This window comes from Paenarthrobacter sp. Z7-10, from assembly GCF_026932795.1.
Lineage (GTDB): Bacteria > Actinomycetota > Actinomycetes > Actinomycetales > Micrococcaceae > Arthrobacter_M.
Window position 1 is genome coordinate 91,316 of sequence record NZ_JADPVH010000004.1, and the last position, 10,670, is coordinate 101,985.

General features: G+C 63.9%; 12 protein-coding genes and 1 pseudogene. 5 read left to right on the top strand and 8 right to left on the bottom strand.

Features of this window, described 5'->3' with window-relative positions; all coding sequences use genetic code 11:
* Window positions 1-43: 43 nt before the first annotated feature.
* Together IV498_RS02425 and IV498_RS02430 are read right to left on the bottom strand one after the other, a co-directional pair.
* Window positions 44-922, bottom strand: coding sequence for a PaaX family transcriptional regulator (locus tag IV498_RS02425; protein WP_269044966.1), 879 nt, complete (start codon window positions 920-922; stop codon window positions 44-46).
* A gap of 157 nt (window positions 923-1,079) precedes the next feature.
* Window positions 1,080-2,144, bottom strand: a complete 1,065-nt coding sequence (locus IV498_RS02430; RefSeq protein WP_269044967.1) for a reverse transcriptase family protein — start codon at window positions 2,142-2,144, stop codon at window positions 1,080-1,082.
* On the opposite strand from IV498_RS02430, the gene IV498_RS02435 reads away from it, so the two are divergent.
* Both IV498_RS02435 and IV498_RS02440 read left to right on the top strand, forming a co-directional pair.
* A complete protein-coding gene (locus IV498_RS02435) occupies window positions 2,035-2,481 on the top strand; it encodes a GNAT family N-acetyltransferase (RefSeq protein WP_269044968.1) in 447 nt (148 codons plus the stop codon). The two genes, IV498_RS02430 and IV498_RS02435, sit on opposite strands and share 110 nt — an antisense overlap.
* A gap of 267 nt (window positions 2,482-2,748) precedes the next feature.
* Entirely contained in the window at window positions 2,749-3,252 is a 504-nt protein-coding gene (locus IV498_RS02440; RefSeq protein ID WP_269044969.1) for an NUDIX domain-containing protein, read from the top strand.
* A 116-nt stretch (window positions 3,253-3,368) separates the two neighbouring features.
* Here IV498_RS02440 and IV498_RS02445 read toward each other — a convergent pair whose 3' ends face one another.
* Both IV498_RS02445 and IV498_RS02450 read right to left on the bottom strand, forming a co-directional pair.
* Window positions 3,369-3,926 (bottom strand): SRPBCC family protein, encoded by a 558-nt coding sequence (locus tag IV498_RS02445; RefSeq protein WP_269044970.1) that lies wholly within the window; start codon window positions 3,924-3,926, stop codon window positions 3,369-3,371.
* Between the two features lie 464 nt (window positions 3,927-4,390).
* The gene (locus IV498_RS02450) at window positions 4,391-5,224 is read right to left on the bottom strand and encodes a formate/nitrite transporter family protein (RefSeq protein WP_269044971.1); all 834 of its coding nucleotides are present in this window, start codon (window positions 5,222-5,224) and stop codon (window positions 4,391-4,393) included.
* 105 nt (window positions 5,225-5,329) lie between these two features.
* Here IV498_RS02450 and IV498_RS02455 point away from each other — a divergent pair, with 105 nt between their 5' ends.
* Window positions 5,330-6,208 (top strand): thioesterase family protein, encoded by an 879-nt coding sequence (locus IV498_RS02455; RefSeq protein WP_269044972.1) that lies wholly within the window; start codon window positions 5,330-5,332, stop codon window positions 6,206-6,208.
* A 116-nt stretch (window positions 6,209-6,324) separates the two neighbouring features.
* Window positions 6,325-7,182, top strand: coding sequence for a lipoate--protein ligase family protein (locus tag IV498_RS02460; protein WP_269044973.1), 858 nt, complete (start codon window positions 6,325-6,327; stop codon window positions 7,180-7,182).
* Window positions 7,183-7,293: 111 nt separating this feature from the next.
* Here IV498_RS02460 and IV498_RS02465 read toward each other — a convergent pair whose 3' ends face one another.
* The 3 genes from IV498_RS02465 to IV498_RS02475 form a co-directional block, all read right to left on the bottom strand.
* A complete protein-coding gene (locus tag IV498_RS02465) occupies window positions 7,294-7,935 on the bottom strand; it encodes an MBL fold metallo-hydrolase (RefSeq protein ID WP_442951263.1) in 642 nt (213 codons plus the stop codon).
* The gene (locus IV498_RS02470) at window positions 7,935-9,020 is read right to left on the bottom strand and encodes an S-(hydroxymethyl)mycothiol dehydrogenase (RefSeq protein WP_269044974.1); all 1,086 of its coding nucleotides are present in this window, start codon (window positions 9,018-9,020) and stop codon (window positions 7,935-7,937) included. Before IV498_RS02470 ends, IV498_RS02465 begins: the two co-directional genes overlap by 1 nt.
* Before the next feature lie 84 nt (window positions 9,021-9,104).
* A complete protein-coding gene (locus tag IV498_RS02475) occupies window positions 9,105-9,362 on the bottom strand; it encodes a mycoredoxin (RefSeq protein ID WP_330059141.1) in 258 nt (85 codons plus the stop codon).
* A 116-nt stretch (window positions 9,363-9,478) separates the two neighbouring features.
* Here IV498_RS02475 and IV498_RS02480 point away from each other — a divergent pair, with 116 nt between their 5' ends.
* On the top strand, window positions 9,479-10,195 hold the full coding sequence (locus IV498_RS02480; protein WP_269044975.1) for an SOS response-associated peptidase: 717 nt from the start codon (window positions 9,479-9,481) through the stop codon (window positions 10,193-10,195).
* Between the two features lie 170 nt (window positions 10,196-10,365).
* On the opposite strand, the pseudogene IV498_RS02485 reads toward IV498_RS02480, so the two are convergent.
* A pseudogene (locus tag IV498_RS02485) lies at window positions 10,366-10,670 on the bottom strand (multidrug DMT transporter permease); the annotation flags it as partial.

The following is a 10,670-nucleotide window of genomic DNA, read 5'->3' on the forward strand; positions in this document are numbered from 1 at the left end:
TCCTCGTGCCCAGTGGTCACCTGCCTTTGCGAGCCTCAGGGGACTATTTTCCAGTTTTCTGCAGCGACCCCATCAAAGCCTCGGCGTGGGCCGCGGCCAGCGGAGCGAGCAGGCGATGGATCTGCAAGAAGGCCGCCTGGGCTGCTGGCCCTTTCCAGTATTCGGGCAGGTACTCCAAGGGCAGGCCCGGATCCTGGAAGGGGAACCGGCGCCAAACGGTCAGCATCGGGAGGTAGAAACGGAAAGCGTCCCGCTTCAGTTCGGCTGTCGATTCAGCTAATGCGCGCCCGGGGTCGGTACCAATACGTGCGGTCCAATGTTTAACCGCGCCGCCATACGAATCCAAAAACTGTGCAAACTGTTCGTCCAGGGCGCTCAAGTTCCACCAGCGGTCAACTTTGCCGCGCAGATCGCCGTCCGCGGCCGGATCGCCGCGGAAAAAATCCACGAACTGGTCAAGTTCCAGGGCCGCAAGCCGCTTCATGGTCCGGTCCAATGCAGCGGCCGGGGCAATCCACGCTCCAGACGCCATCGACCCAAATCCGAACCCCGCCAAGACAGTGCGTAATTGGTGCCGCCGGTTCCGCATCGATTCGGGAACCGAGAAAATAGCCAGCACCCAGCCGTCGTCGGCCCTCGAAGGATGGGAAGCGAAGATTCGCTCATCGCCTTCGAGGAACATGCCCGCAACGGACGGCGAAAGCTCATATCTGGCACCGTTTCCGGACTTCACGCTCCTGAGAACGCCCTTGGCTTTCAACCGTGAGACCGCCGAGCGGACCCCCGGCGCATCAAAGCCAAGATCGCCCAGCATGCTGATCAGCACGGACACCGGTAAGGACGCTCCGGCACCACGGCAGTACAAGCCGTAGACGGTGATGATCAGTTGATGATGCCGGATCTGCGGATCCGTCCGGCTCACGATGACTTCACCGCAAGATCAACGACGGCCCCGGAGCCGCCGGTGCACTGCATTCGCGCTTCGGACTGGCGTTGGGGGAGGCGCATGGTCCCAGTCTATGACGGCCAGGTGACGTTCGTCCGGAACGCGCAACACGGCATAGTCAGCGCCACCGGCCTTACCAGTGAATCTGATCGAATTCCCGCCGCAGCCGGTCCCCGCGGCCCGCATTCAGCGAACTCATCCAGCCGATCCGGCCGAGCAGGTGGGCCCGGAAGTCGGAATGCCCGCTCCGGTTTTGTGTCCCCGGCCCGTGCTGGACGCAGTTGTGCAGGATGGCCCGGAGCGCATCGAACTCCTTTCGCCCGGCGTTGAGCCGCCGGTTCACGACGACGCCCGTGACGCTCTGCCGGCGGCTGGCCGTTCGCGCCCGGGTCTTTCGCGGGTTCAGGGTGTGGCCCTCATCATCAACGACGCGGTTCACACCACGGATGAAGGCGTCCACACCCCGGGCCAGCGCCGTTCCGCCGCTGAAGCTCAGGTCATCCGCGTACCGGGTGTAGGTTGCGGCGGAAGCATCCGCCCAGCCCTGCAGGCGCACGTCCAGCCGGCGCAGGGCAAGGTTGGCCAGCTGAGGCGACGACGGCGCTCCCTGCGGAAGGTGCGGAAGGCGCAGGGACTGCCGCAGCGCGAACCGTTCATCAACGCTTCCGCCGAGCGGCATCGCGTTGAGCACCCACGGCGGGACGGCGTGTGTGCACAGTCCGGTCAGGCTGTGGGCCACTGCCTCGGGGTAGCCCGCGCGCCGGAGCATGCCGTAGATGCGGCCGGCGTCGACGCGGGCAAAAAAGCTCGTGAGATCAAGGGAAATCACCACCTCGGTGCCGGTGTGACGCGCCGCTCCACTGGCCGCACTGCGGCCGGGAACAAATCCGTGTGCAGCCGGGTGCACAGGAATGGTCCCGATCAGGCGTTCCAGGACCTGGCGCTGGATGGCGCGCAACCGCAGCCCGGGAACCTCCAGCAGCCGGGGCGTGCGGCCGGGCCGCTCCCGCCAGACGTAACGGTAGTGCTGCAGCGGCCCCCGGGCTGCCAGCCTGTTCCAATGGCCGGTATCGGCCCTGACCGGGAGCGTGCGGTCAACCGTCGAGGCGGAAACCCGGCCGCATGAACTCGATGACCACACCCGCCGCTGGTACGAAACGCGCAACCAGCAAACCGACCGACTCGATCTGGCGGTCATTGACCGAGCCACCGGCAGCTGCGTTGGTGAAGCCGTCCTGAACGACTGGCGCCCGGCGGATGACATCGTTGGTTTCCGCATTCTCCTTGGACCGGCGGGACGCAACCGCGGCCTGGGTACCGAAGCAACCGGGCTGATCACTGATTACTGCTTCCGGAACACGACCATCAACCGGATCGAACTTGAGGTGTATGCCTTCAACCCACGTGCCCAGCGGGCATATGAAAAGGCCGGATTCGTCGTTGAAGGCCGCCAACGGCAGGTGCTGAAATTCGACGGGGAATATGTCGACGTCATTCAAATGTCGATTCTGCGTTCCGAGTGGAAAGGCCGGTAAACAGCGGTTGGGGATGCGGTCATCATCCGGATGCCAGGAATGTATGCCCCAAGCTTTAGGGTTCAGTTATTCGCACCACAGCTGGCTGGGCCTGCTGATAGCCGTCTTCACCCTTGGCATCTGCTGCTGGATTTCATGACGGTGGAAATCTACACCTTCTGGGTCTATCCGCGGTTGATGCAATGGAAGGTCGAAAAGACGGTCAACGCCTGACCCAGATTCCACCCGCCACAGCCACGCCGGGAGAGGCTGTGAGATTGTGTAGCTATGACTAAGATTCTGCCGCCCGTTCCCGGGGAACCGCGGCGCCCGCTGGGACCACGGGATCCTGGTGACGCGTGGGTTGAGGGCGAGCGGGGAAAGTTCTGGGGACGATTCGGTGCTGCCGGCGTGCTGGTCCACGACCTTTCCCGGGGGATCCTGCTTCAGCATCGTGCCACCTGGAGTGATCACGGCGGGACATGGGGGCTGCCGGGGGGCGCGCTGCATGAGGGCGAAGATGCGGTTTCCGGGGCCCTGCGGGAGGCTCAGGAGGAAGCGGCGGTGCCGCCGGATCACCTGCACCTTCTGTTCACGTCAATTTATGATGTGGGCTATTGGACCTACACCACGGTGGCTTTGCGTGTTTTGCGGCCATTTGAGGCCGCCATTACCGATCCCGAAAGCATCGAGCTGTCCTGGATCCCCGTGCAGGAGGTTGAGCAAAAGTCCCTGCATCCGGGTTTTGCTTCCTCTTGGCCCGAACTGCGACGGCGCCTTACATCGGCATAGCCGAATCCGCGGCGTCGCGCGCCGGTTTGTGACAGGGCAGAAGCGGCATTACCCAGCGATCGTCAGCGAGGTTATCCATTCCTTGGCGCCAGTGCGGACTCATTGACGGCGCCCGGTCAGTTTTCCTTGTCCAGGCGACGGACGACTCTGCGGAATGAGGGCTGGGGCGGGCCCGGAACATTCTGGCGTCCCGCCGAGCCGGCGGCCCGTCGACGGCGCAGCTCCAGGTGGAGGCTCTCTTCGCCTCGGAGCATCGCCCAGCGGTGGTTGGCTGCGAACACTGGTTTCATCAGCCAGCTGAGCTGGCGCAGCATCGGTTTTGCGGCACTGACCCGCCAGTCGTAGGTGATAACAGTTTCCGGCCCGTCAGCTCGGAATGTCCATCGGCCGGTGCCATTGAGATCCCCCGCTGCTGTCAGTCCAAATCCGGATTCGGTGATGGGTTCGGTCACGGTAAGCGTCCAGCGCAGGGTGTAGGGCAGCCACCCCTTGGTGTACAAATCCACCGTGCGGCCGTTGCCGTCGGCCGCGCCGGGGAGCACCTGGTGCACATCCAGGTAAACGGACGGCCACCAACGGGGCAGGGTCAGCGGGTCACCGAGAACGTCCACGACTTCCCGCGGCGTGCCCGGCACCCGCCACACCGACAGAAACTGGTACTCGTTGTTCTTCACCGGGGGATCCCTCAAGGTTCGTCAAACCGGGGAAATACTGTTTTCCTCGGAGTCAGGAGTGGTACTGGACTCCGCGGCGGCCGCAGCGTCGAGGTTAATCAGGGACGCTGGGTCGACTTTCGTCTGAGACCCTGGGTCGGAACCGGGCGAAGTGACGGGGCTGGTCATTTTCCTGCTTCGGGCCTGAAATCCCATTTCTGATTCCAAGACCCGATGGCCCGAAAACTGATCGAGCAGTCCGCAGGCACGGTGCCTGGTCACTGCCCTGAGCATTCTGTCCGCTCGGATAGCCGGAGGCGTTTTCTGTTGATCTGTCAAGGGACTGTCCTTCCTCTTGCACGGCAGCCAGCGGCGATGGGTAGTCCAAGGAGCATCGGCAGCCGAAGTCCATGCTTCAATCGTCGCCCCTCCGCGGGCCGGTGTATAGGGCCGGAGATCACTTTTTGGTCGCAATAATGGGCACCTCAGTGCGGTTCATCCGGATCCGCCGGCGAGTTCCGCCGTCGTTCCTCAATCAGGTCTTTTGACCGCAGCAGCCTGAGAGCGGTCACCAACACCAGGCCTCCCACAATGTTGAAGAACAGCGTGTAACCGAACCAGCCCAGCCAGTTCAGATAGGTGATCGGGGCGCCGGAATGCAGGGCGCCGAAGATCAGCAGCGAGTCCAGGATGGAGTGGAACAGCGGAAGGCCGGAGAGCAGGAACCCTCCCGCCACGGCAGCAACGACCTTGGCCATCATCGATTCCGTCCCGTGCTGCATCCGCGTCATCAGCGTGATGGTGCTGCCTCCCAGAACGGCCAGGCAGATGTTCTGCAGCGAAATGGGAGTCTCCACGAAATGCTGGGCGGTCTCCGCGACGGTGCCGGCCCATTGCGGGAAGGCGCTCATCAGCAGCCACATGAACAGCCAACCGCTGACCAGATTGGCCACCAGCGTCCCGGCCCAGAGTTTGGCCAGCTTGCCGATACCTGCCTCACGAGCGGCGACTGCTGCGATCGGGACCAGGAACCCTTCAGTAAACAGTTCGCTCTTGGCCAGCAACAGGGCGACGAAGCCTATGCCGAACGCCACGCCGGCCAGCAGTTGGTTGCCGGTCTCATGGAGCACGGCCAGATAAGCCATGATGCCCGTGCCGATTTCCAGACCACCAAAAATACCGGTGATGATAACGGCCAGCCAGGTCCGGTTCAGGCGTTGGGCGCCCTCGTCCACAATCCGGTCAAAGGAGGTCTCAATCTCTTCCTCGACCGGAGCGTCGTTGTCTCCAAGCTGGCTGCGGCGTTCCTCGTTGCTCATCAGGGGTCCAGACTCTCGAAGCGGGCTGTCGGTTCCTCCAGCCTAACGGCCGTTTCCGCCGCCCGGGTTGGGGCGCGGCGAACCGTGAACGGTAGAGTCTTTGGCATGGTGAGTAAGACGGAAAGCGGCGGTCGTTCGGCCGTATTGGAAGAGCAGGGCTTCGAAGAGTCCGCAGCCACGGAGCAGGATTTTTTCTATCGTTCCCTGGGCGGAGGAAGCTACGAGTCCACGCTTCACACTCAGGGCGCATGGAATCCGCACGAGCAGCATATGGCGCCGGTTTCGGGCATTATGACCCGAGAGCTGGAACTGTGCCAGCCACGGCCGGACCTGCGGATGGCTCGGGTCAACTTTGACATACTGGGGCTGATTCCGGCTGGTCAGTTCCGGATCGAGACGCAGATCATCCGCGGTGGCAGGACGATCGAGCTTCTGCAGGCGGAACTCATCGCCGAGGGCAGGGTTGCCGTGCGCGCCACGGCTTGGCGGCTGCAGCGCGGGGATACCGCTGGCGTCGCCGCCGTCGAGGAAGAGCCCATGCCGGGCGTGGCGGAAGCGGCGGGGTGGGAAGGGATGACCCAATGGCCCGGCGGCTACATCGCCTCGCTGGAGATCAGGGTGGTCCCGGGCCACCGGCCGGGGCGCGGTAAAGTCTGGATCCGCAGTCCCTACCCTATGGTTGAGGGGCAGCCGACGGCGGATTTGGTGCGGTTGATGGGATTGGTGGACACCGCGAACGGCCTTGCCGCCCGGGTACCTCCGGGACCGGGGAGCTATATGTTCCCGAACGTCGACCTGTCCGTGCACCTGCACCGCGACCCGGTAGGTGATTGGCTGGGCGTGGACACCAGCGTCACCTTCGGCACCGACGGCATAGGTCTTACGTCCAGCGTGCTTCACGATGTGCAGGGACCGTTCGGCCGGGCCGCCCAGATCCTGACCATCCGCAGGTTGCCGGAGGCCGCGAAGCCGGACACAGTCTGACGGTTCGAGAAACTTCCGGTTCCTGAAACTTCCGGTTCCAGCAACTACCGGTTCCTGCAGCTACCGGGAACGAAATGCCACAGAGCAACAATTCGCCTGACCTGAAGGAGAAACCGATGGTCCAGATGGTCGAGGGTGCGCTGGGTTCTCCAGACGCCCCGATGCAAGGACTTTCGCCGAACGCGGCTCTTTCGCCGGCGGCGGCCCAGTTTACGGGCGACACCTATGCGCCGGCGCTGTCCATCCTCCGCCAGCCCGTATCACTGGGCCGGGCCGAGGACCTGGATTTTGGACTCCGGCTGCTCACCGAAGCGCGCCAGGGCAACCTTGGTCCCACCGTTCGGTTTTACCGTCCTGAAGCCACCTTGGCCTTTGGCCAGCGGGACGCCAACTTGACCGGTTTCGCCGAAGCCTGCGCTGCGGCACGGCGGCACGGTTTTGAACCCTTGATCCGTAAGGCTGGCGGCCGGGCTGCGGCGTACCACCGGGGATGTCTGGTGGTGGACCATATTGAACCCCAGCAGGATGCCATGGTCCGCGCGAAGGCCCGGTTCAGTCATTTTGGCGAGTTGCTCGGCGGCGCCCTGCGCAGTGTGGGCGTGGACGCCGAGGTTGGCGAGATACCGGGGGAATATTGCCCCGGGGAATTCAGCGTTCATGGCACCGGATCCGATGGGACGCAGATCAAGCTGGTTGGCACTGCCCAGCGGGCGGTTTCCGGGGCGTGGCTGTTCAGTTCGGTGATAGTGGTGCAGGATCCGGCACCACTGCGGGCCGTACTCACCGAGTGCTATGCCGCGCTGGGGTTGGAGTGGACGCCGCAGACGGCTGGTGGTGCCACGGATCTGGTCCCTAAGCTGACCGTGGAAGCCGTGGAAACCGCCGTCGTCCGGGCCTACGCGCAAAACGCAACTCTGACCGAGCAGGATTGGTCAACGCTGAACCTCGGCGCGAAGCCCCATCCCAACCCGTAGTCCGGCCTGAAACCGGCAGTTCCCGATCAGGATGGCCACAGTCCCTCCATTCGAGTTCGGCCGGCGAAGTTCCGCCGTCAGCCACCGGCAGTCACCGGCCATCACCGGCCATCAGTGCCCGCGCTCGATCCACTCCTGCAGATGGACAGCCTCGGCTCCGATGCTGGTCTGATCTCCATGCCCCGTCCGCACCACAGTTTCCGGCGGCAGGGTCAGCAGCCTGTTCCGGATGGAGTCGATAATGGTGCCGAAGTCGCTGAACGACCTTCCGGTGGCTCCCGGCCCACCCCGAAAAAGGGTATCGCCGGTGAACACGGTCCGCTCCGAGGCCAGATGGAAGCACATTGATCCGGGGGAGTGGCCGGGCGAATGGAGTGCCTCCAGCGTCAGTCCGGCCACCTCGAATGTATCCCCATCATTGAGCTCGTGCCCGGGCGCGGTTTGCGGGTAGACCCGGTCCCAGAGCATCCGGTCCGCGGCGTTGAGATGGATCGGCGCATGGAGCTCCGCGGCCAGCCGCCCGGCCGCGCCAATGTGGTCATCGTGGGCATGGGTGAGCAGCAGCGCGATAACCCGGCGGCCAGCCACGCGCTCGACAATCGCCTGCGCGTCATGCGCGGCGTCAATGATCAGGCACTCCTGGTCGTTCCCGATGATCCAGACGTTGTTTTCCACGTCCCAGCTGCCGCCGTCGAGCGAAAACGTTCCCGAGGTGACCACCTGCTCAATGCCCGCCGCTATATTGGCGGACATCAGAGCTCCACCACCGAGCGCAATACCGTGCCCTCCCGCATTTTGTCGAAGGCCTCCTCGATCTGGTCAATCCGGATCCGCTCGGACACGAAGGCGTCCAGATCCAGCCGGCCCTGGCGGTACAGGCTCACCAGCATCGGGAAGTCCCGGGACGGCAGGCAATCGCCGTACCAGGAGGACTTCAGCGCGCCGCCGCGGCCAAAGACGTCCAACAGCGGCAGCTCAAGCTTCATTTCAGGGGTGGGAACACCCACCAGCACCACGGTGCCGGCAAGGTCACGGGCATAAAACGCCTGCTGGTAAGTTTCCGGCCGGCCGACGGCGTCAATGACAACGTCCGCGCCAAAACCGCCGGTGAGCGCACGAATGCCCTCGACCGGGTCGGCTGTGGAGGCGTCGATGGTGTGAGTTGCGCCCAGGGCCTGCGCCCGTTCCAGTTTTCGGGCGTCCAGGTCGACGGCGATGACGGTCGTGGCGCCGGCCAAGGCAGCCCCGGCAATGGCGGCCGTTCCCACACCTCCACAGCCGATCACGGCCACGGAGTCGCCACGCTGAACTCCGCCGGTGTTGATGGCCGCGCCGATGCCGGCCATCACGCCGCAACCCAGCAGACCCACGGCGGCCGCATCGGCTTCCGGGTCCACCTTGGTGCACTGGCCGGCGGCGACCAGCGTCTTTTCAGTGAACGCCCCGATTCCCAGGGCCGCTGACAGCTCGGTTCCGTCCTCCAGCGTCATCTTTTGCGTAGCGTTGGACGTGTTGAAGCAGTATTCGGGCTTGCCCCGCCGGCAGGCGCGGCACTCGCCGCAGACCGCACGCCAGTTCAGGATGACGCGGTCACCCGGGACCACATTCGTCACATCCGGACCCACGGCGCTCACCACCCCGGTTGCCTCGTGGCCGAGCAGGAAGGGGAAATCATCACTGATGTGGCCCAGCTTGTAGTGCAGGTCGGTGTGGCAGACCCCGCTGGTGAGGATATCGACGAGGGCCTCGCCGGGGCCGGGATCCGGAACCAGGATGGTTTCGAGGGTGACGGGTGCTCCCTTGGACCGTGCGACGACGCCTTGAACTTTGTGCACCACTGCTGCTTTTCCCTTCGACCGAGATCCTCACGCTGAGTCCTTCGTGTCTACCACAGCACGACGGCAGTCGCTACTTTCGCACGCTCAGGCGGCCAGCCGGGCCTTCACATCGTTCAGGGAGGGGTTTGTTGCCGAGGAGCCGTCCGGGAAAAGCACCGTGGGGACGGTCTGATTGCCGCCATTGAGCTTCTCCACGAGCTCCGCTGTTCCGGCGACATCTTCGATGTTGATCTCGGTGTAGCCGATGCCCTGGGAGTCCAGTTGCGTCTTCAACCGGCGGCAGTAACCGCACCAGCTGGTCGAGAACATGGTGATGGTGCCGGCCTTGGGTGTGTAGTCCAACGGAACTCCTTTGAAAATTCGCTTCTTGTTGCTGTCAGTTGCGTCAACGCGGGGATCGGGCGCCATTATTCCGCGGCCAACTACGCCGCTTCCAGGTGCTGACCCATAATGAGTACATGTGTGGGAGATACGTCATGGCGCGCAGCACCGGCGACCTTGTTGCAGCCTTTGATGTCACGGAGCCTTTTGCAGCGGACATTCAGCCGTCCTTCAATATCGCGCCGACTGATGTGGTCCCCCTTGTCGTTGCCCGCAAGTCGTCCGTGGCGGATGAACCGTCGCGGGAACTGATCACGGCGCGCTGGGGACTCGTTCCATCCTGGTCGAAAGACGCCAAATCCGGTGCCCGCCTGATCAATGCCCGGCGCGAGACTGTGACGGAAAAGCCCTCCTTCCGCCAGGCCGCAGCCAAGCGGCGCGCCCTGGTGGTTGCCGACGGGTATTTTGAGTGGCAGAAGACACCGGACGGAAAAATACCGACCTACCTGCACGCTGAAGACGAAGCAATTCTCGCCTTCGCCGGGCTCTTTGAATATTGGTCCGACCCGTCCCTGCCGGACGATCATCCCGACCGGTGGCTGCGGACCTGCACCATCATCACCACCGCGGCGGCGGACTCGCTGGGGCATATTCACGACAGAACCCCAATGATCGTTCCAGCCGACCTCCAGGCCGAGTGGCTGGATCCGGAAACCACACGTGCGGCCGAGGTCGAGCAGCTTCTGGATGCGATTCCAGAACCGAGGCTCGTACCGCGGGTGGTCAGCACCGAGGTGAACAGCGTTCGCAACAACGGATCGCACCTGATCGAGCCGGCTGCCGAAAACGACTGACATGGCTGGGACGGTGTTCACGATCGAGGCCACGTGCTCGTTCTCGGCGAACCCTGCGACCGAGACCGGCGGGACCGTGAGTACGTGCGCCGAGCTGACGGACACGGTCCGCTTCTCAGCCGATCCGGGCAGTCACTTCGAGGATGCCGTCAGGTCAGGCTGGGTGCCCGTTAGTGTGGGCCGACGGGATGTGGGGGTTGACGTTCAGGTCTGCTGGAGAGTTGGAAGACACCGAAAACGGCTAGCGAGCCGGCGGCCACGAACGTGGCAATGGCCCAGAGCGGAGCATGGGTGGCTTCGCCGAGCACGACGATGCCGATCGTGACACCGACCATGGGGTCAATGACCGTTAGGCCGGCGACCACGAGGTCGGGTGGGCCGGATGAGTACGCGGTTTGAACGAAGTATGAGCCCAATAACGCGGCCGCGATGATGCCAATCAGGCAGAGGAAGACCAGGCCGTCACCTGGGGCGA

Coding starts and splice junctions, on each gene's coding strand:
- IV498_RS02450 (WP_269044971.1), bottom strand. CDS start 5,224: ATGAGCAACGAGGAACGCCGCAGCCAGCTTGGAGACAACGACGCTCCG.
- IV498_RS02460 (WP_269044973.1), top strand. CDS start 6,325: ATGGTCCAGATGGTCGAGGGTGCGCTGGGTTCTCCAGACGCCCCGATG.
- IV498_RS02430 (WP_269044967.1), bottom strand. CDS start 2,144: ATGACCGCCAGATCGAGTCGGTCGGTTTGCTGGTTGCGCGTTTCGTAC.
- IV498_RS02480 (WP_269044975.1), top strand. CDS start 9,479: ATGTGTGGGAGATACGTCATGGCGCGCAGCACCGGCGACCTTGTTGCA.
- IV498_RS02465 (WP_442951263.1), bottom strand. CDS start 7,935: ATGTCCGCCAATATAGCGGCGGGCATTGAGCAGGTGGTCACCTCGGGA.
- IV498_RS02440 (WP_269044969.1), top strand. CDS start 2,749: ATGACTAAGATTCTGCCGCCCGTTCCCGGGGAACCGCGGCGCCCGCTG.
- IV498_RS02455 (WP_269044972.1), top strand. CDS start 5,330: ATGGTGAGTAAGACGGAAAGCGGCGGTCGTTCGGCCGTATTGGAAGAG.